Origin of the sequence: Sporosarcina cascadiensis, from assembly GCF_009650995.1 — a bacterium.
GTDB classification, from domain to species: Bacteria; Bacillota; Bacilli; order Bacillales_A; family Planococcaceae; genus Sporosarcina; species Sporosarcina cascadiensis.
Window position 1 is genome coordinate 96,180 of sequence record NZ_WHVV01000010.1, and the last position, 20,377, is coordinate 116,556.

Annotated in this window: 17 protein-coding genes, 1 riboswitch and 1 other annotated feature (1 of these 19 running past the window's edge); of the genes, 14 read left to right on the forward strand and 3 right to left on the reverse strand. The window is 46.2% G+C overall.

Annotated features, from left to right (window positions below; all coding sequences use genetic code 11):
• The first annotated feature begins 30 nt into the window (after positions 1 to 30).
• Positions 31 to 387, forward strand: a complete 357-nt coding sequence (locus GDZ68_RS11905; protein WP_153722527.1) for a DUF779 domain-containing protein — start codon at positions 31 to 33, stop codon at positions 385 to 387.
• A gap of 30 nt (positions 388 to 417) precedes the next feature.
• Here GDZ68_RS11905 and GDZ68_RS11910 read toward each other — a convergent pair whose 3' ends face one another.
• Positions 418 to 819: a thiol-disulfide oxidoreductase DCC family protein gene (locus GDZ68_RS11910; protein ID WP_153722528.1), complete on the reverse strand. Its 402-nt coding sequence runs from the start codon at positions 817 to 819 to the stop codon at positions 418 to 420.
• A 903-nt stretch (positions 820 to 1,722) separates the two neighbouring features.
• On the opposite strand from GDZ68_RS11910, the gene GDZ68_RS11915 reads away from it, so the two are divergent.
• Positions 1,723 to 2,088 (forward strand): hypothetical protein, encoded by a 366-nt coding sequence (locus GDZ68_RS11915; protein WP_153722529.1) that lies wholly within the window; start codon positions 1,723 to 1,725, stop codon positions 2,086 to 2,088.
• 68 nt (positions 2,089 to 2,156) lie between these two features.
• On the opposite strand, the gene metH is transcribed toward GDZ68_RS11915, so the two are convergent.
• Together metH and GDZ68_RS11925 are read right to left on the reverse strand one after the other, a co-directional pair.
• A complete protein-coding gene (gene metH / locus GDZ68_RS11920; protein WP_153722530.1) occupies positions 2,157 to 5,600 on the reverse strand; it encodes a methionine synthase in 3,444 nt (1,147 codons plus the stop codon).
• The gene (locus GDZ68_RS11925; RefSeq protein WP_153722531.1) at positions 5,581 to 7,440 is read right to left on the reverse strand and encodes a bifunctional homocysteine S-methyltransferase/methylenetetrahydrofolate reductase; all 1,860 of its coding nucleotides are present in this window, start codon (positions 7,438 to 7,440) and stop codon (positions 5,581 to 5,583) included. Before GDZ68_RS11925 ends, metH begins: the two co-directional genes overlap by 20 nt.
• 80 nt (positions 7,441 to 7,520) lie before the next feature.
• A riboswitch (SAM riboswitch) is annotated at positions 7,521 to 7,630 on the reverse strand.
• A gap of 162 nt (positions 7,631 to 7,792) precedes the next feature.
• Here GDZ68_RS11925 and GDZ68_RS11930 point away from each other — a divergent pair.
• From GDZ68_RS11930 to gltX, 12 genes are all read left to right on the forward strand, one after another.
• The gene (locus tag GDZ68_RS11930; RefSeq protein ID WP_153722532.1) at positions 7,793 to 7,990 is read left to right on the forward strand and encodes a hypothetical protein; all 198 of its coding nucleotides are present in this window, start codon (positions 7,793 to 7,795) and stop codon (positions 7,988 to 7,990) included.
• Between the two features lie 164 nt (positions 7,991 to 8,154).
• Positions 8,155 to 8,754, forward strand: a complete 600-nt coding sequence (locus GDZ68_RS11935) for a biotin transporter BioY (protein WP_153722533.1) — start codon at positions 8,155 to 8,157, stop codon at positions 8,752 to 8,754.
• The gene (bioB, locus tag GDZ68_RS11940; RefSeq protein WP_153722534.1) at positions 8,751 to 9,755 is read left to right on the forward strand and encodes a biotin synthase BioB; all 1,005 of its coding nucleotides are present in this window, start codon (positions 8,751 to 8,753) and stop codon (positions 9,753 to 9,755) included. The genes GDZ68_RS11935 and bioB overlap by 4 nt, the downstream gene beginning before the upstream one ends.
• A gap of 228 nt (positions 9,756 to 9,983) precedes the next feature.
• A complete protein-coding gene (locus GDZ68_RS11945) occupies positions 9,984 to 10,454 on the forward strand; it encodes a CtsR family transcriptional regulator (protein WP_153722535.1) in 471 nt (156 codons plus the stop codon).
• An 11-nt stretch (positions 10,455 to 10,465) separates the two neighbouring features.
• Positions 10,466 to 11,017: a UvrB/UvrC motif-containing protein gene (locus tag GDZ68_RS11950; RefSeq protein ID WP_153722536.1), complete on the forward strand. Its 552-nt coding sequence runs from the start codon at positions 10,466 to 10,468 to the stop codon at positions 11,015 to 11,017.
• Positions 11,007 to 12,095, forward strand: coding sequence for a protein arginine kinase (locus tag GDZ68_RS11955; protein ID WP_153722537.1), 1,089 nt, complete (start codon positions 11,007 to 11,009; stop codon positions 12,093 to 12,095). The genes GDZ68_RS11950 and GDZ68_RS11955 overlap by 11 nt, the downstream gene beginning before the upstream one ends.
• A 185-nt stretch (positions 12,096 to 12,280) precedes the next feature.
• Entirely contained in the window at positions 12,281 to 14,728 is a 2,448-nt protein-coding gene (locus tag GDZ68_RS11960; protein WP_153722538.1) for an ATP-dependent Clp protease ATP-binding subunit, read from the forward strand.
• An 82-nt stretch (positions 14,729 to 14,810) separates the two neighbouring features.
• On the forward strand, positions 14,811 to 16,181 hold the full coding sequence (gene radA / locus GDZ68_RS11965) for a DNA repair protein RadA (RefSeq protein WP_153722539.1): 1,371 nt from the start codon (positions 14,811 to 14,813) through the stop codon (positions 16,179 to 16,181).
• Between the two features lie 129 nt (positions 16,182 to 16,310).
• A complete protein-coding gene (locus tag GDZ68_RS11970; protein WP_153722540.1) occupies positions 16,311 to 17,402 on the forward strand; it encodes a PIN/TRAM domain-containing protein in 1,092 nt (363 codons plus the stop codon).
• A 27-nt stretch (positions 17,403 to 17,429) separates the two neighbouring features.
• Positions 17,430 to 18,110, forward strand: coding sequence for a 2-C-methyl-D-erythritol 4-phosphate cytidylyltransferase (ispD, locus tag GDZ68_RS11975; RefSeq protein WP_153722541.1), 681 nt, complete (start codon positions 17,430 to 17,432; stop codon positions 18,108 to 18,110).
• Between the two features lie 13 nt (positions 18,111 to 18,123).
• Entirely contained in the window at positions 18,124 to 18,603 is a 480-nt protein-coding gene (gene ispF, locus GDZ68_RS11980; protein WP_153722542.1) for a 2-C-methyl-D-erythritol 2,4-cyclodiphosphate synthase, read from the forward strand.
• Between the two features lie 64 nt (positions 18,604 to 18,667).
• Entirely contained in the window at positions 18,668 to 20,128 is a 1,461-nt protein-coding gene (gene gltX, locus GDZ68_RS11985) for a glutamate--tRNA ligase (protein ID WP_153722543.1), read from the forward strand.
• A 55-nt stretch (positions 20,129 to 20,183) separates the two neighbouring features.
• Positions 20,184 to 20,377 (forward strand) — a binding site (T-box leader); it runs 20 nt beyond the window's last position.

Sequence of the window (20,377 nt, forward strand, 5' to 3'; positions counted from 1 at the left end):
ATGGGATTTGAAGTGAATGGAGGAATTGCCATGCCAGACCGTGTAACTGCAACAGATGAAGCATTGGCTCTCATTGAACTGCTGAAAGAGAAGCATGGTCCATTGATGTTCCATCAGTCAGGCGGATGCTGCGACGGTTCTTCTCCTATGTGCTATGAAGACGGTGATCTGATCGTCGGTGATCAGGATGTGCTGTTGGGCCATATCGGCGGAGTGCCGTTCTATATGATGAAAAGCCAATATGAATATTGGAAACATACGCAGTTGATCATTGATGTAGTGGACGGACGCGGCGGAATGTTTTCACTCGAAGGAGTAGAAGGAAAACGTTTCCTGACCCGTTCCCGCGCATTTACTGATGAAGAATGTAAGCAGCTGATTTCATGAAGAAAGCCTTCCGGCGACGGAAGGCTTTTCTCATGCAATAAAACGTTTGCGTTCTTCTGGAGTTGGGAGCATACAGGATAATTCTTTTTTACCGAACCACTTGTAGCGGTTGACTGCAACATAATCATATACACGGTCACGGATGGCCGGCGGCACCACGATGAAAAGAAAGGCGAGGTGCCATAAACCGTCGAGTTTCTTCGCAATACGCAATGCAGCACCTGATTTCGTATGGGCTTTGCCATTTTCAATTAGGACCAGACTGTCTACATCATCTGGAATATGATATTTCTCGCGCAGCTCTTTACCGACATCATCCTGCAGGGAAGCAAATGAAAAATGCTGATAAGGATCTCGCTTTATAATAAACTGGACGCTTGCATCACAAAAGTTACATTCACCGTCAAATAATACAACCCGATTTCGTTTCATACAAAATCTCTCCTTCAAAAATTCGTTATAGCATACTATACCCATTCCTTGCTGTCCCTACGCATACGAGAGAATGTATATATTTCTTTTATATCATAGAAACAAATAATGAGATAAAGGCTCTTCACCAAAACATGTGCTTGACAACCTGTCATGTGCATTTTGCCAGTGTGTGAATTTGATATGTGCAGGTTTCGTTTCTCGACTTTGTAGGGATTTTAATTGAAGGGTGAGTTTGCAGTTTAAACCCGCTTCGGCGCTGGGGGATTGCCTTACGCTATGAGCCTACTGGCGAAGAACGTGCCAGCAGTCTCACAGCCACGGCCTACCCCGCAGTTGCGCCTACGCTGGTGTTGGAGAAAGTACAATGTACTGATTTTTTTGCAGAGTATGAATTAGCTTGTCTTGTTCCGCATCCTCAGCATCTCGAGTTTGTAAATGCATCGATCACAAGAATCTAAGCCTTTGCAGGACGATAAGTATTGCATGAAAAACCTTACCCATTGTAATAGCCCCAAATAGTGTTCTCATACTGCCTGCTCACACAAAAAGTCTTGAAACACCAGCCAGTATATCGTTCCAGGCAACCTAAGTACGCCGACAGGTGCCTTAATTTCTGCAAAGACTACAGAAATACGGCAAAGCGAACCCTTCGCTGTTCGCTTGGCTCACCACGGGCCGGCAAGACACACGTCCGCCTGGAACGCAGGGAAACGGTATCCTTCCACTCTCATCCTATATTGCGCAATCACAGTCCAATCTCAAACTGCTCATGAAATAGCCTGTCAAGCACACATTTGGGTGCAGACCCGAGAAAAAAGCAGGTTATTTTTCACTTAACCATGTCGCTAGCCCGTAATAATTCTGAAGACCCGCATGTAATAGGGTATAGGAGGTGAAATGATGATGAATCAAGGAATGCCTGGAATGCAGGGGATGCAAGGAATGCAAGGAATGCCTGGACAACAACCTGGTTTCCCTATGCAGCCGATTGTCTGTCCAACGCAATACCGCTATAATGACTGCTTTACTCAGCAGGAATTTCCTGTTATCCATCCGATCGTCAACGTCAATCGCCACCATGTAGTAGGTGTGCCTCAACATTACTATACAGAGTCGACTCAAGACGTCATGGGTAATACATTAATGCCTGGAATGGGTCCTGCTTCACAAGGCCCTGGAGGGATGGGCGGTGGATGCGGACATGGGCACGGATGCGGATGCGGACACGGACATGGACACGGACGCCGCAGAAGATGTGGCCGCTAATCATTTCCCGAAATAGTAAAAACCGCTGTCTCCCCTAATGGAGACGGCGGTTTTTGTCCGTTCTACTATTATTCCACATTGAAATATCTTGCGTCCGGATGTGCAAAGACGATTGCGGAAACAGATGCTTCAGGTTCCATCATAAATTCTTCAGTCAGGATAACACCATGATCTTCAGGCTTGATCAGGCCGAATAATTTCGCTTGATCTTCCAGATTAGGACAGGCAGGATAACCGAATGAGAATCGCTGTCCCTGGTACTTGGCAGCAAAACGTTCACGCATTGTGAAGTCTGTCGGATCCGGGAAACCCCATTGGTCACGGATTTCCTGGTGAATTCTTTCAGCAAATCCTTCTGCCAGTTCCAGAGCGGTTGCTTGGAATGCGTGACTCTCCAAGAACTTGCCTTGTTCTTTCAGCTGGTTCGCATAATCACGTACGCCTTTACCGGCCGTAACTTGCATGAATGCTACATAATCCATTTCGCCGCTGTCGACTGTTTTCAAATAGTCGGCTAAGCACAGGAAGGGTTCTTTATCTTGGCGGGGGAATGTGAACCGCTCGATTTCTGTTTTGGAATCTTCAGGATCATAGATGATGACATCGTCTCCGTCTGCCTGGGCAGGGAAGAATTGGTAGATCCCGGAAGCTCTCATTTTATCGGACTTCAAGAAGTCAGTCACCATTTCATGCAACTGTACTGCGCGCTCTTCCTTATTTTCCAGCATTTTATCGACATTGCCGCGCAGGCCGAGATGATGGCCGATCAGTGTGCGCATATTCACGTATGGGTGCAAGTGTGCCACTGAGTAATCTTTTACTACACGTCTGCGCAGATCCGTCGGTACGAATACAGGAGCATCTGTGCGGACGGTTTTAACAGGACGCACCGCTACAGCAACGGCTGTATCTGCTGTACGGCTCGCTTTCTTCGCATCATTGATTTCACGTTTTTCAAGACTTTCTTGAAGTTCGTCCAAGAGAGCATCTTTCCCGTCACTCTGCAGACGGTTAGCCAGATCCAGACCCTGCATTGCATCCTTTGCGAAAATAACAGGCCCGTCATACTCAGGTGCAATCTTTGTCTCTGTAAAACGTCTTGTCAATGCGGCACCGCCGACCATAACAGGTGTATCGATGCCGGCAGCCTTGAAATCCTGAGCTGTTAAGACCATTTGCTGTGCAGATTTTACGAGCAATCCGGACAGACCGATAATATCGGGTTTTTCCTTGCGAATCACATCGATCAATGTAGCTGGCGTGACTTTGATTCCGATATCGATGACTTTAAAGCCGTTATTGCCTAAAATGATCTCAACCAGATTTTTTCCGATATCGTGCACGTCACCTTTAACAGTAGCAAGAATGATTTTTCCTTTTCCGCTGTCGTCCTCTTTCTTTTCCATAAACTGTTCCAAATAGGAAACAGACGCTTTCATCACTTCCGCGCTTTGCAGAACTTCTGCAACGATCAGCTGATTATCATTGAATAAACGCCCGACTTCAGACATTCCTGTCATCAAAGGTCCGTTAATGATATCAAGAGGGGAGTCATAGGTTTTCAATGCAGTCTCCAAGTCAGGAATCAAGCCTTCTTTTGTTCCTTCTACTACATAGTAAGCAAGGCGTTCGGGTACAGTTTTTGGTATATCATCTTCCGTTTTCTCTTTCTTCTTATCCCGGTAGAAGTCGGCAAAATCGGCCAGCGTTTCATCGGTCGTCGTAAATAGTAAATCATTTGCAAGCTTAATTTCCGCTTCAGGAATAGAGGCGAAACGTTCGAGTTTTTCTGTATTGACAATTGCGTAATCAAGACCCGCTTGCGTACAGTGATATAAATACACTGCATTCAGAACTTCCCGTCCGACCGGCGGCAATCCGAATGAAACATTACTGACTCCTAAAGTAGTAAGAGTCCGGGGCAGCTTCTCCTTGATTAAACGAATCCCTTCAATCGTCTCGACCGCTGAACCGATGTACTGTGCATCGCCTGTTCCGACAGGGAAAACGAGCGGGTCAAAAATGATATCTTCCGGCGGAATCTGCCATTTATTCACAAGCAAATCATAAGAACGCTCAGCAATTTCCAGCTTTCGCTCTCTTGTCACAGCCATTCCAATCTCATCAATCGTACCGACAACTACTGCGGCACCGTACTTTTTCACAAGGGGTAACACTGCGTCAAACCGTTCTTCCCCGTCTTCCAGGTTGATCGAGTTGATGATCGCTTTACCCTGAGAGTATTTTAAAGCTTCCGCAATGACGTTCTCATCTGTCGAATCAATCACCAGTGGAACCTTTACTTTTTTTACGACTTCTTTCATGAAACAAGTCATATCGTACAGCTCGTCACGATCAGGATTGGCAAGACAGATATCCAGTACATGCGCACCGCGTTTTACTTGAGCACGGGCGATTTCAGAGGCTTCTTCAAACTTTTCATCCACAATCAGCTGCTTAAATTTACGGGAACCGATGACATTCGTCCGCTCACCGATCAGCAAAGGGCGCAGCGTGTCATCATAAAGCAGCGGCTCGATGCCTGATACTGCATGACCGTGCGCTTCTTCCGGCATCTTACGCGGTGCTTTGTCTTTGACTGCGTCACGGATTGCGCGGATATGTTTAGGTGTCGTACCGCAGCATCCGCCAACCATATTCAGCCATCCTTTGTCTGCGAAACCTTCCAGTTTCTTTGAAAGCGACTCTGGTGATTCGTGGTAATGTCCTTCTTCATCAGGCAATCCGGCGTTCGGATAGCACGTGACGTAGCTTGTCGCCAAGTCTGATAATGAACGTAGATGATCCGTCATAAACTCAGGACCCGTCGCACAGTTCAAGCCGACAGACAAAGGCTGAACGTGTTCGATCGAAATGTAGAATGCTTCAATGCTCTGCCCCGCAAGTGTTGTGCCCATTGGCTCTATCGTTCCAGAAATCATAATCGGCACTTCGCGTCCCAGTTCTTCAAACGCTTTTTTAATCCCGATGGTGCCGGCTTTGACGTTCAGCATATCCTGACTCGTCTCCATTAGGATCAAATCGCATCCTGCCTCAACAAGTGCCTGCGCCTGTACATAGAAATCATTCGAAAGCTCATCAAATGTAATGCCTCCGGTAACGGAAAGTGTCTTCGTAGTAGGACCGATTGCGCCCGCAACGAAACGAGGCCATTCAGGCGTTGAGTATTTAGCTGCGCTTTTCTTCGCTAATTCGACTGCTTTTGAATTGATCTCATGTGCGCGGTGACCGAGAGAGAACTCATTCAGCACAAGGGGAGTGCCGCCGAAAGTGTTGGTGCAAATAATATCAGCACCTGCTTCCAAGTATTCGTCATGAATTTTCTCTAAGATATCCGGCCGTAAAACGTTTAAGTATTCATTACATCCGTCGTATTCTTCTCCGCCAAAATCTTCTGTAGAGAGATCCTCCGCCTGCAGCATGGTCCCCATCGCGCCATCAATAATCAATATTCGTTTGTCTAGTTGTTCTTCAATGGGATGTCTCTGCATGTGTTAATTCCCTCTCCTTCTGCTCATCCAGCTGTTTAATATATTGGTTCAGTTCAAGTGTCATATCATAACGCAGGAACGGTGTGATCAAATAGATTCCATTGAAATACTGCGCTGCCGTGTCAAGCAGTTCTTTAGCAATCTGAATCCCGGTTTCTGTTGCTTTCTGACGGTCATCACCGCAATCGCGCATACGTTCAAGTACTTCATCAGACAGCTTGATCCCCGGTACTTCGTGGTGTAAAAACTCGGCATTGCGTATATTTGTCAAAGGCATAATCCCAATGAAAATAGGCGTATCTAAATGTTTTGTAGCTTCATAGACATCTATAATTTTTTCCTTCGTATAAACAGGCTGCGTAATGAAGTAATCTGCGCCCATTTCAATCTTCTTCTCTAAACGCTGAACCGCCCGGTCGAGTACGCGGACGTTCGGGTTAAACGCAGCGGAAACAGAGAAGTTTGCTTTCTTGCGCAACGGCTTGCCGGAGAATGAAATCCCTTCATTCAGCTGTTTGATCAGCTGCAGCAGTTCCATGCTCGATACATCATAGACGCTCGTTGCACCGGGGAAGTCTCCAACTTTTGTTGGGTCGCCTGTCACGGCCAGAATATCATGGATGCCCAAAGCGTTGAGCCCCATTAAATGAGACTGCAGGCCAATTAGGTTATGGTCGCGGCACGTCAAGTGTACCAGCGGGCGTACATTATGCTGCATCTTGATGATCGAAGCCATTGCCATATTGCTGATTCGCGGTGAAGCAAGTGAGTTGTCTGCCATTGTCACGGCATCTACTCCTGCATCATAGAGCAAGTTTGCTCCTTTAATGTATTCTTCTGTTTCTAAGTGGCGCGGTGTGTCCAGCTCTACGATAACGGTGCGCTCTGTCTTCGCCTTTTCATGGAGCGGCTGATGTTTCACAGGGCCTGCTTCCTGAATCATGATCGGTTTTGCCGGTGCTACCACTTTCTTTTTGATCGGCTCTAAACCGGCTAACCGGGTTTTAGCGGCTTTAATATGTTTTGGCGTCGTACCACAGCATCCGCCAATTAAGCGCACACCCTGATCGCGAAGCAAAACAGCAGCACGTCCGAAATATTCCGCTTCTGATTCATATACGATGCGGCCATCTTCTACGTCGAGCAGGCTCGCATTCGGATAAGCAGATAAAAATGCCTTCTCAGGAAGTGTCACATTTTCAAATGCCTGAATCGTATGGTAAGGACCTAAACGGCAGTTAACGCCGACGACGCTTGCACCGAGTGACTCGAGCTGATGCAATGCTTCATTTAACGACATCCCGTTTTGCAGGACGCCGGGGTCATGCATGGACACTTGGGCAATCAACGGTACATCTGTAATTCCCCGCAGTGTGGAAATAACTGACGACAATTCTTCAAAATCATAGTACGTTTCCAGCAGCAGACCGTCCGGATCTCCGGAAAGTAGCGCGTTTGCCTGTTGAAGAACGACTTGATTGATTTCATCTAAGCTGGCATCACTCTTTCGGATACCGCGCAAACCGCCGATTGTCCCGAGAACAAATTGTCCACCCGGCGCAGCCGCACGTTTGGCAATTTGAATTGCAGCCTTATTGAACTCCGTAACGCGACTTTCTAAACCATAACGAGCCAGTTTCACAGCGTTCGCACTGTACGTATTCGTCTGAATAATATCTGCGCCCGCTTCTATATAATCCTGATGAATTTTCTGTACAATTTCCGGTTTTTCTATATTTAATTCTTCATAACAGTAATCAATCCCGTAGGAATACAGGATAGTACCCATTGCCCCGTCAGCTGTCAGGACATTTGTTTGAAGTTTCTCCAGTAATGACATCGTCAAATCTCCCCTTTGCTTTGTCTAATAAAAAAAAGCCTTCAATTAAAGAAGGCTTTGTAATCAAAATGATTAGTTCCCTCTCATCTTTCCGCATGCTGTGGAGCATAACGCTGGAAGTAGCACCTTGCCGATAGGGCTGGTTGCTGAAGCGTCATAGGGCCAGTCCCTCAGCTTCTCTGGATAAGATATGTTTCTTATTAAATTATTTCGATAATTCTAATCATAATCATAGCGGCTTTGTCGGCATTCGTCAAGTGAACGTTTGGTGAAGTTGGCGGCGCCCGGCCGCATAGAGAAAAGAGTAACACTATGATAAAATTAAATGAATAAAAGGAAAAGGTGAGGTATTATGCAGTTTTTTAAATATTCCGTTCCAATAGCGGCCATTGTTGCCACAATTGCTTGGATCATGCTTGATAATAATTATTCTGAAGTGGCATGGGACACACGCGTATGGATTACATTCGGAGCAGCAGCCATAAGCGGCATTCTCGCTTTCTTTTTGTTCCGGAAAGAAAAAGAAGAGAAGATTGATAAGAAGAAGTAAATTGCGGTTAATTCGTTTGAACAGCTAAAATAAGATAAAAGTCAAGACCGACAGCAATTCGTTGCCGGTCTTTTTTGTTGTTAACCTAAATAAAAATTCGGTTGACATAAAATGAGTTAACTATTAATATTTTTATAGTAACCAAAAAGTTAAGGGGTGTAAGGATGACAACAATTACAGAAGGACGTACGAAAAATCAGCTGGGGGCGCTGGCAGTTGTATACAGCGGAATGTTCGCGGCACTTATGATGATCGGAGCCAATATTACATCCATTCTGCCATTCCTGGTAGTCATGAATGTACCCATCACACTTCAGACGTTCTTTGCGGTCTTGTCTGGATTATTGCTTGGCAGCCGTCTAGGGGCGCTGTCGATGACTGTGTATATGCTGGTCGGTCTTGCGGGAGCACCGGTATTTGCCAGATTCTCAGGAGGGTTCGGTCAGATTTTAAGCCCGACTTTCGGCTTTATCGTTTCATTTATTCTCGTTGCCTATGTTGCGGGAAAGATCGTAGAGCGGAAAAACACGCTGCCGGCTTTTATTACAGCAGCACTCATCGGGACGGCAATTAACTACCTGATCGGAACAAACCTGATGTACGCTGCCTATAAAATGTGGGCTGCGGCATCAGAAGTATTCACCTATAAGATTGCGTGGATTTGGATGGTTCCGCCGCTGCCGAAAGATATTATACTGGCTGTGCTTGCAGGAGTCTTTGCATTTAGAATTTCAAAACACTTGAAAGTGAGGCGGACATTATGACGAATTATCAACTGCTGGCCGATAGAGTCTTGGAGGGGCATGTACTGACGGACGAGGAAGCGCTGTCCATTCTAAATAGTCCCGACAAGGATTTATTGCTGCTTCTTCACGCAACGTATTCCATTCGCTCTCATTACTATGGAAAAAAAGTGAAGCTCAATATGATTATTAATACAAAGTCAGGGCTTTGTCCCGAAAACTGCGGCTATTGTGCGCAGTCGATCATATCAAAAGCGCCTGTTGAAAAGTATGCCATGATGAAATCGGAAGAAATTCTGGAAGGGGCAGAGCGCGCTGCTGCCAATAAAGCGGGCACCTACTGCATCGTGGCGAGTGGACGCGGACCCCGTGACAGTGAGCTTGAAATCGTGATTGATTCGGTGAAGAAAATCAAAGAAAAGCATGAAGGAATGACGGTCTGTGCATGTCTCGGCATCTTAAAGCCGGAGCAGGCAGTACGTTTGAAAGAGGCAGGCGTGGATCGTTATAACCACAACTTAAACACGTCTGCCGAGCATCATGAAAGCATTACGACATCGCATACGTATGATGACCGTGTAAACACAGTAGGCCATGCGAAAGAAGCAGGTATATCCCCTTGTTCCGGCGTCATTGTCGGGATGCGTGAGACGAAAGAAGATGTCATTTCGATGGCGCACAGCCTGCGGGTACTGGATGCAGATTCTATTCCGGTGAACTTTCTGCATGCGGTGGACGGGACGCCGCTTGAAGGCACATCTGAATTGGACCCGCGCTATTGTCTGAAAGTGCTCAGCCTGTTCCGCTATATTAATCCGACGAAAGAAATTCGGATTTCAGGCGGTCGTGAAGTGAATCTGCGCAGTCTGCAGCCCCTTGGTTTATATGCAGCCAACTCCATTTTCATTGGCGACTATCTGACAACTGCGGGGCAAGAGAATGACAAAGACCGCCAGATGCTTGAAGATATGGGCTTTGAAGTCGATCTGGAACCACTGAAAAAAGAAATAGTATCTATATAAACGAATGAAAACCGTGCAGATCTTAATGTGCGGTTTTTTATGTCGAAGAAAAGGTGGTAAATTCATGAATAATCGGGCGCAGAGAGTGAAAGCCTAGCGCTAGCAGGATTGGCAAAAACTGCCGTCCGTACAAAACATATCAATTGCATCCGACCCGTTTTCTGCGATACAATCAAGTCAAAGATAGTCAAAGTCAACTAGACGAACGAGCGGAAACGAGGTGACGAGATGCGGAATATTTCTGACATTATAGAAGGATATTTGAAGGCGATCATCGAAGAGGAAGGTAGTGCTTCTGTTGAAATCAAACGGAATGAAGTGGCTGAGAAATTTCAATGTGTGCCTTCACAGATCAATTATGTAATCAAAACCCGTTTTACAGTCGAAAGAGGCTATGCAGTGGAATCGAAACGGGGCGGCGGCGGTTATATCCGGATCTATCGGGTGAAGACGAACTCCCGTAAAGATTTACTCGAACAAGCAGTGGAAAGTCTGGAAGATGAAGCGTCCTCCACAATGGCGGAAGACGTAATTTATCGATTAATTGAAGAAGAAGTGATTAACGAGCGCGAAGCGAAGCTCATGCTGGCAGCTGTCGGCCGCAATACATTGCGCTATATGCTTCCTGAGCGCGATGCATTGCGTTCGCGTATCCTTCGTGCCATGTTAGTGACGTTAATTTACGAAGAAGTGGATTGAGGTGGATATACATGCTATGTGAAAACTGTAAAGAGCGGCCGGCTACCGTAGTTTTCAAACAGGAAACGATGAACGGTGTGACCGAACGGCATCTATGCGATAAATGCGCGTTTTATTCTCAGACATTTTCATTCAGTCCGGATCAGGAACCTTTATCCATCCAGCAGTTTTTAGCTCATTGGCTGGGCGGTTCGGACTTGCTGCAGGAACAAAAATCAAATGAAACGATGCCGGAGGGTCCGAAATGTCCAAATTGCGGACTCACATTCCACAGCTTTCTGGACATTGGTAAATTTGGCTGTGCGACATGTTACGACGCATTTCGTGAACAGCTGCCGAGAGTGTTTGCTAAATTACACAACGGCAATACGAGCCATGGCGGGAAAATCCCTGTTTCCTTCAATGAACGCTTTGCCTTAAAAAAACAGCTGGAAGACATTCGTTCGAAAATGAAGGATGCAGTCGAAGCAGAACGGTTTGAAGAAGCTGCCGAGCTGAGAGATGAAGCCAATCAGGTGAAACAGCAACTGGCTGACGGGGGTGACGATCAGCATGTCATTTGAAAAATTTATCAATCAAGAGCTGACCGGCTGGATGGTGGCGAAAGGTGAGCATTCGGATATTGTGCTCTCTACGCGAATCCGTTTAGCGCGCAATTTACAAAGTCAGCTGTTTCCGATCTGTGCATCCGCAGAAGATGCGAAACAGGTCAATGAAGCTGTCGACCAGGCGGTGTCTTCAATGGAAGAACTGCATTTTGCTGGCACAAGCATGTCTGATCTGACATTGCTGGAACGGCAAATACTTGTAGAAAAACATTTGGTGAGCCCGCAACTGATTAATCCCGAAAAATACGGTTCTGTTCTGCTTTCTGAAGATGAAACGATCAGTATCATGGTGAATGAAGAAGACCATATTCGCATTCAATGTATTTATCCCGGATTTCAAATCGAAAAGGCTTATGAACAGGCGGATAAAGTAGACAGTGAAATCGAAAATAATCTGGACTACGCATTTGATGAGACATTCGGCTATCTGACGAGCTGTCCATCCAATACAGGTACGGGCATGCGTGCCTCTGTCATGATGCATCTGCCAGCTCTGACAATCACTAAACAGATTGAGCGGATTGTCCCGGCTATCTCCAGGCTCGGCATGGTAGTGCGCGGGAGTTATGGCGAAGGCAGTGAAGCGCTCGGTAATATTTATCAGATTTCCAATCAAACGACACTCGGTAAATCAGAAGAGGAAGTGCTGAAGGATCTCGAGAATATTTCAAAGCGTTTAATTGGTCACGAAAAGAAATCACGTGAGCTGTTGTTGGCGAAATCACAAATTCACTTGGAGAATCGCCTGTATCGTTCGCTCGGCACAATCACACATGCCAGGATCCTGCCGACAGCAGAAGCGGCGAGATGTTTGTCTGACGTCCGTTTGGGTATTGATTTAGATATCATCAAAAATATCGATATGACGATTTTGAATGAGTTGATGATATTTATGCAGCCGGGTTTCCTTCAGCAGTACGCGGGCACAGAGCTGACATCTGACGAACGTGATGTTTTCCGTGCTCAATTATTCCGTGACCGACTGAGTATTGAAAGGTCACAAACTGCTGAGTCGGACACCAATGAAACGTAAGCAAAACTTTTGCAAGAACACAGATAACGATTTACAATTAATCAAATATAGTCAAAGTCAATGCATGAAATACGGTTTTTTAGGAAATGTATTGAATAGGTATAGTAGTAGGCAGTAAAGCAAGGATGCTATATGTGGCATAATATACAATATCTTTTACTTATGAAGGAAAGAGGGGAATGAATATGATGTTTAATCGATTTACACAACGTGCGCAAAAAGTTTTGCAATTGGCTCAGGAAGAGGCTATCCGTTTAAAACATGAATCTATCGGGACAGAGCATATTTTACTTGGTTTAATCCGAGAAGGCGGCGGCATCGCTGCGAAGGCACTGGAAGCGATTAATGTAAATGCGGATACGATTGAAAGAGAAGTGGAAGTGCTCGTAGGCGTAGGCTCAAAAGATGTGGGGCCCATCGTTCATTATACACCGCGTGCGAAACGCGTCATTGAACTGTCAGTCGATGAGTCACGTAAGTTAGGTCATTCCTACATCGGTACAGAACACATTTTATTGGCCCTCATTCGTGAAGGAGAAGGCGTTGCAGCCCGCGTTCTTAACAATGCAGGCGTCAGTCTCAATAAAGCACGTCAGCAAGTGCTCCAATTGCTCGGCAATGATGAAAGTTCAGTTGCGAATAATGCAGGGACTGCTTCAGCGGCAACACCAACGCTTGACGGTCTGGCAAGGGACTTAACAGAAATTGCACGTGAAGGTACGCTGGATCCGGTGATCGGACGAAGCAAAGAAATTACACGTGTGATTGAAGTGCTGGCCCGCCGTACGAAAAACAACCCCGTACTTATCGGTGAACCGGGCGTCGGTAAAACAGCTATCGCAGAAGGATTGGCGCAGCAGGTCGTTAACAATGAAGTGCCGGAAATTCTTCGTGATAAGCGTGTCATGACCTTGGATATGGGGACAGTCGTTGCGGGTACGAAATACCGCGGAGAATTTGAAGACCGCATGAAAAAGGTGATGGAAGAGATTCGCCAGGCAGGAAATATCATTCTGTTCATCGACGAATTGCATACATTGATCGGCGCAGGCGGAGCGGAAGGTGCAATTGATGCATCGAATATTTTAAAACCTTCTCTTGCACGGGGAGAACTTCAGTGTATTGGAGCTACAACCTTAGATGAATACCGTAAATATATTGAAAAAGATGCAGCCCTTGAACGACGCTTCCAGCCGATCCAAGTGGATGAGCCGTCTGTAGAAGAGACTGTCCTGATCATCAGAGGACTTCGCGATCGCTATGAAGCACATCACCGTGTGAAAATTACGGATGAGGCAGTGGAAGCGGCTGCAAAAATGTCAGACCGTTATATTTCTGACCGTTTCTTACCAGATAAAGCGATTGATCTTATCGATGAAGCAGGATCAAAAGTCCGTCTTCGCTCCTATACAACACCTCCAAACCTGAAAGAGCTGGAAGTGAAGCTGGAAGCAATCCGCTCCGAGAAGAATGCGGCGGTTCAAAGCCAAGAGTTTGAAAAAGCAGCATCTTACCGTGATACGGAGCAAAAGATGAAGGAAGAGCTGGAGACGACGAAAGCGGCTTGGAAAGAAAAGCAAGGCCAGACCGAGTCTGAAGTTACAGTCAATGATATTGCGGCAGTTGTCGCTATGTGGACGGGTATCCCGGTCGATAAGATCGCCGAAACCGAGTCAGCCAAACTTCTGAAAATGGAAGAGATTCTGCATGAGCGGGTTATCGGCCAGAACGAAGCGGTCGTGGCGATTTCGAAAGCGATCCGCCGTGCGCGCGCCGGTTTGAAAGACCCGAAACGTCCGATTGGTTCCTTTATCTTCCTCGGTCCAACCGGTGTAGGTAAAACGGAATTGGCCCGTGCGCTCGCTGAAGTGATGTTCGGAGATGAAGATGCGATGATTCGCATCGATATGTCCGAGTATATGGAAAAACATGCGACGTCCCGTTTGGTCGGTTCACCTCCGGGTTATGTAGGTTATGAAGAAGGCGGCCAGCTGACAGAGAAAGTTCGCCGCAAGCCATACTCCGTTGTACTGCTCGATGAAATTGAAAAAGCGCACCCGGATGTTTTTAATATCTTGCTTCAAGTATTGGAAGACGGACGCTTAACCGATTCTAAAGGCCGTACAGTAGACTTCCGCAACACCGTTATGATTATGACATCAAATGTCGGGGCTACGGAGTTGAAGAAAAATCGTTATGTCGGCTTTAATATAAATGGCGGAGAATCTGATTACGCGGATATGAAGGAAAAGATGCTTGCTGAACTGAAGAAAACATTCAGACCTGAATTCCTTAACCGTGTAGATGACATGATTGTTTTCCATTCATTAGAAAAAGATCACTTGCGTCAGATTGTTAGCTTAATGTCTGATGATCTTGCGAAGCGGCTCGCTGAACAGGATATCGAATTAGTCTTGACGGAAGTTGCGAAAGACAAGATCACGGAGGAAGGATATGATCCGGAATACGGAGCCCGTCCATTGCGCCGTGCTTTGCAGAAACATGTCGAGGACCGATTGTCTGAAGAATTACTTGAAGGAAAAGTGCTGACAGGCGAAAAAGTCGTCATTGATGTAGAAGATGATAAATTCATTGTGCGGACTGAAAATAAGACCGAAGTTGTACAAAATTAATGTAAAGAAAAATTGTGATAGCTCGCTCGCTTAGTTTTTTAAAAGCGCAGCGAGCTGTCCTTTTCGTATGGGGAGAGAACATATGGCTAAACGCAAATCGAAATTTATGTGCCGCTCCTGCGGCTATGAATCACCGAAGTGGATGGGCCGCTGTCCGGGCTGCGGTGAATGGAACACGATGGATGAAGAAGTAGAAATCGTACAGAAAGGACCGCGCGCTGCGTTCCAGCATGGAGACAGAGTGAAGCAAAAAGCGCTCCCGATCAGCGCGGTCGAAACAGTGGAAGAACCTCGTGTGAAGACAGAGCTGAATGAACTGAACCGCGTATTAGGCGGAGGGATTGTCCCGGGTTCGCTCATCTTAATTGGCGGAGATCCGGGGATAGGAAAATCTACGCTTTTGCTGCAAGTGTCTTCCTTGCTCGCTAATCAGCAAGAGCGTGTGTTGTATATATCGGGTGAGGAGTCGATCAGGCAGACGAAACTGCGTGCCGAGAGACTGGGTGTTAAATCGGATGAACTGTATATTTACGCTGAAACAGATCTCGGCATGATCCACGAAACAATAGATGATGTAAAACCAAAATTCATCATTGTGGACTCCATCCAGACGGTGCATCATCCCGAAGTAACTTCAGCACCGGGCAGTGTGTCACAGGTCAGGGAGTGTACAGCCGAACTGATGCGTATTGCGAAAACGCAGAACATCGCCATCTTCCTTGTGGGACACGTAACGAAAGATGGACAGATTGCAGGTCCGCGTCTGCTGGAGCATATGGTGGATACCGTTTTGTATTTCGAAGGCGAGCGCCATCACACATACCGGATTTTGCGCAGTGTGAAAAACCGTTTTGGTTCAACCAATGAAATTGCAATTTTTGAAATGCTGCAGTCCGGTTTAAAAGAAGTGCTGAATCCGTCGGAACTATTTTTACGTGAAAGGTCACAGGGTGGGGGCGGTTCAACGGTTGTTGCTTCAATGGAAGGGACGCGGCCGATATTAGTGGAAATTCAGGCACTGATTACACCTTCAAGCTTCAATTATCCAAAACGGATGGCGACCGGAATCGACCAAAACCGTGTGTCGCTGCTAATGGCGGTACTGGAAAAGCGAGCCGGCATGATGCTGCAGACGCAGGACGCGTATATTAAGGTTGCGGGCGGGGTGAAATTAGACGAGCCCGCCATTGATTTGGCAGTCTTGCTGAGCATCGTCTCAAGCTATCGGGATACTGCGGTCGGCATTGGTGATTGTTTTATTGGAGAAGTGGGGTTAACGGGTGAGGTTAGAAGGGTATCGAGAATAGAACAGCGAGTTACGGAGGCTGCGAAACTTGGATTTGACCGCGTGATTATGCCTGCTTCCAATATGGGCGGCTGGGATATTCCGCCGGGCATTCAGGTGGTAGGTGTAGAAACGATATCGGAAGCACTTGGTATGGCATTTAAGTAAAGAAACTTTTATCCGTATAAATTGTCCTAGTAAGAGGAGTGAGGAATTATCAGAAATTCCTCACTTAACCTAAGCGGCTTGCTGCAATTCGTTGTATACTATGTAGAAAGGAAAAGGAGGTGGAAGAAAATGTTGAAAAGAGTAGTCCAATTATCTTTCTTGCTAATCGGAGGAACACTCGGTGTATTATTTTTACCGTACTTATTTGCCATGTTTGCATTCACGTCGCGTCCTATGATAGAAAACGCATATGTAGAAGCGATTTTAGGAGCGGTCATTCTATTTTTATTCAGCTTATTTTTAACCGAGCCGATTGTGAACTTTATTAAATGGATAGAAGAAAGACTATTGAAAGCACCGATTATGGACTTATTGTTCGGAACGGTCGGGCTCATCGTGGGACTGAGTGTGGCATTCTTAGTAAGTTTTGGCCTGAACGCAATGGAAATACCTGTTTTTTCTGCGGTACTTCCTATCTTGCTGTCGATTCTTCTAGGCTATTTGGGTTTCCAGGTCGGCTTTAAAAAGTGGGAGGAGTTCATCAACGCATTCTCCAATCTGCGCAGCACCAATACAAAGAAGAAAGAAGCGGCAGATGCAGCTGATGCTCCTGCGCCGCAGAAGGACGTCTATAAACTGCTTGATACAAGCGTCATCATTGATGGACGCATTGCAGATATCGCGGCGACAGGTTTTTTGCAGGGAATACTGGTTGTGCCTCAGTTCGTACTGACAGAGCTTCAGCATATTGCAGATTCCTCGGATACGCTGAAACGTACAAAAGGAAGACGCGGTCTGGATATTCTGAAACGGCTGCAAAACGACGATGGACCGACAGTCTTGATTACGGATGAAGATTTCAATGACGTGGCGGAAGTAGACTTGAAATTAGTGAAACTGGCAAAGAAAATGGAAGGCCTTGTCGTGACAAACGACTTTAACCTGAATAAAGTTTCGGATCTGCACGGTGTGGCGGTATTGAATATCAATGATCTCGCCAACGCGGTAAAGCCTGTGGTTATTCCGGGAGAAGAAATGCATGTGGTCGTCATTAAAGACGGCAAAGAGCATAATCAGGGGGTCGCGTACCTGGATGACGGCACGATGATTGTCATCGAAGACGGCAGATCGTATATTGGTCAGGCAATAGATGTCGTGGTGACAAGCGTTCTTCAGACATCTGCCGGAAGAATGATTTTTGCAAAACCGAAGGGCCGGTAATCCGGCTGCAGAAAGCAGAGGGAAAATGTGAACTATACCGTAATGATTCCGGCTGCAGGAAGCGGCAAGCGGATGGGAGCCGGACAAAACAAACTCTTTTTGGAGATTGGCGGAAAATCCATTCTCTATCATACAGTCAGCGTTTTTCAGGAAGATCCGCACTGTGAGGAAATCATCATTGCGGTGAAACCCGACGAACAGGCGGCAATTCAAGAGATACTCGAATGCAATGGCAGTGTAAAAGCTGTTACCTTTGCAGAAGGTGGCGGCGAACGGCAAGACAGCGTAGCGGCGTGTATAGCAGCTTATAAAGGCAACGGCATTGTGCTCGTCCATGATGCCGCCAGACCTTTCCTTGATTCTTCTGTTATTCGGGAGCTGGTCAGCACAGCGAATGAAACGGGAGCGGCCATCGCGGCTGTCCGGGCGAAAGATACCATTAAACTAGCTGAAAACGGCACGGTGCAGCAAACTTTGAACCGTGAAAATCTCTGGCTTGTACAGACACCGCAGGCATTTCAGTATGACGTGCTGAAAAATGCCTCAGACTCTGCGATTCACGACGGCTTTTTGGGAACGGATGAGTCGATGCTGGTGGAACGGTCCGGTCACGGGGTGAGTGTTGTGGAAGGTTCGTATGATAATGTAAAAATGACAACCCAGGAAGATCTCGCAATCGGCGAAATCCTGCTGGCAAGAAGAAAGTAGGAGGAATCACCTCATGTTTCGAATTGGACAAGGTTTTGATGTACACGCATTCGCGGAAGGCAGACCACTCATTATCGGAGGCATTACGATCCCGCATACAAGAGGTTTAATCGGCCACTCTGACGCAGATGTTCTGCTGCATACGGTAACGGACGCGGCGCTTGGAGCGATCGGGAAAGTGGATATCGGGACGCATTTCCCTGATACAGACGACGCATTTAAAGATGCAGATTCAGCTTTGCTTCTGGAAAAGGTATGGCAGATGGTCAAAGAAGAAGGCTATCGCCTTGGTAATATTGACTGTACGATCATTGCCCAAAAACCGAAGATGGCTCCGTATATCGGTGACATCCGAACGCGCGTAGCGGAATTGCTCGAAGCAGATCTGTCACAGGTCAATGTGAAAGCAACCACTACTGAACGTTTAGGTTTCCCCGGGCGTGAAGAAGGGATCGCTGCAATGGCGACGATCCTGTTAATGAAAAACGATTGACTTTCAAAATAGAGATGACGATGATAAAATAATAAGCAATTAATCCAGAACGGAGAGGTACAATATGACACAAGAAGTGCGAGTGCGTTATGCACCGAGTCCAACAGGCCAATTACATATCGGCGGTGCAAGGACTGCGTTATTTAATTATTTATATGCCCGCCATTACGACGGCAAATTTATTATTCGAATTGAGGATACAGATACGGAGCGCAATATCGAGAGCGGTGAGCTGTCACAGCTTGAAAATCTGACTTGGCTCGGCATCCATCATGATGAATCGATTGATATCGGTGGAGAATACGGTCCGTACCGCCAAACAGAACGTCTGGACCTTTATAAGAAATATGCAGATGAAATGCTTGAAAAAGGCCATGCCTATAAATGTTTCTGTACGCCCGAAGAGCTGGAAGCGAAACGTGATGCACAAAAAGCTTCCGGTATTGCAGCGCCAATGTATGATGGAACATGCAGACATCTGACAGCTGAAGAAGTTGCGGAGAAAGAAGCGGCTGGAATGACTTACAGCATCCGTATGCGTGTGCCGGAAAATATAACATATACGATTGAAGATTTAGTCCGCGGTGTAGTAACGTTTGAATCTAAAGATATCGGCGACTGGGTAATGGTCAAGACAAACGGTATCCCTACGTATAATTTTGCAGTAGTAGTGGATGATCACCTGATGAAGATTTCCCATGTATTCCGTGGTGAGGAGCATTTAACGAATACACCGAAACAGCTGATGATCTTTGATGTATTCGGCTGGGAACATCCTCAGTTCGGCCACATGACACTGATCGTTAATGAAGACCGCAAGAAGCTCTCAAAACGTGATGAATCGATCATTCAGTTCATTTCGCAATATAAAGAGTTAGGCTATTTGCCAGAAGCGATGTTCAACTTCTTCGCTCTGCTTGGCTGGTCTCCGGGTGGTGAGGAAGAGATCTTCTCACATGATGAATTAGTGAGACTCTTTGATGAAACCCGTCTTTCTAAATCACCATCTATGTTTGATACGAATAAACTGACGTGGGTGAACAACCAATACATTAAAAAGCTGTCGCTGGAAGAAGTGATCGATCTAACGCTGCCTCACTTGCAGGCTGCAGGTCTTGTGCCAGAGAAAATGTCGGAACAAGAACAGACATGGGTACATGACTTGATTGCGTTATATCAAGGCCAATTAAGTTTTGGCGCTGAAATCGTCGACTTATCCGCCCAGTTCTTCCAGGACACTGTTGAATATGATGAACAAGCGACTGAAATTTTGTCGGGTGAACAAGTACCTGAAGTCATGGCTTCATTGAAGAATCAATTAGAGACTTTAGAAGTATTCGATGCGCCGTCTATTAAGGCAGCCATTAAAGCAGTTCAAAAAGAAACGGGTCATAAAGGCAAGAATTTATTCATGCCGGTCCGTGTCGTAGCCACAGGCCAGACATCAGGACCTGAGCTGCCCGACGCAATTGCGCTGATCGGAAAAGAAAAGATCCTTCAGCGTGTCGAAAAATTTGCAAAATAATCAATATTGACATTTCATCTGTTTTGTGTAAAATGGACATAATATGAAACTTCATAGTAAAGCGTTGAGAAGGAAAGTACATGTTGAATGCTCTGCAGAGAGGGTCACCAAGGCTGCAAGTGACCTGAGTAAATTCAAAATGGAAATGCACCTTTGAGCGATGAGCTGAAATTTGAGTAGGCCATACGTTTTGTCTGCGTTAAAGACTTTAAGCGGGAAGATACAATCTTCCAAGCGGAGTGGAACCAC